This is a genomic window from Bacteroides sp. 51 (assembly GCF_010500965.1).
In the GTDB taxonomy this organism is placed as follows: domain Bacteria; phylum Bacteroidota; class Bacteroidia; order Bacteroidales; family Bacteroidaceae; genus Bacteroides.
The window spans coordinates 1-442 of record NZ_QVMI01000115.1; the positions used below are offsets into that span (position 1 = coordinate 1).

1 pseudogene is annotated in these 442 nt (G+C 53.8%); it reads right to left on the reverse strand.

Going from position 1 to position 442, the window contains the following annotated elements:
• Positions 1-442: pseudogene (locus D0T87_RS23770) on the reverse strand (hypothetical protein); the annotation flags it as partial.

A 442-nucleotide genomic window follows, 5' to 3' on the forward strand; every position in this document is an offset into this window, starting at 1 on the left:
TTCCACGGGGTTGCGGCGGAAATCGGGCAGGATCACGGAGCGACCGCTTTGGAAATCGAGGAAGGCACTTCCCTGGCGGTTGCGGGTTTTGTTTTCTTCGGCTGGAATAACCAAGGTAACTTGGGGTTGCACCTGGTAGGGTTCGCGCAGTTCGGTGGTCACGCCGTTACCCAATGTGTATGTGTATAGGTATTGCTCTCCGGCACAACCTGCTGTTTCCTGGTTCAGGGTGAGGCTGGCATTGTCCATCCACGGCTGGTAGGGCACGCTGAAGGAATAGGTCAGCGTCTCGCCTGTATATTTGTTGACATCAACCAATATGTGGGGAGCACGATAGCCGGCTAACCATTCATTGCTGCTGATACTGAACCAACGGCGGTTGAGACGCGTGCGCTGTTCACCGTTTACTTGTATGTAGGGAAAGGTTAGTGTGTGCTCGTTA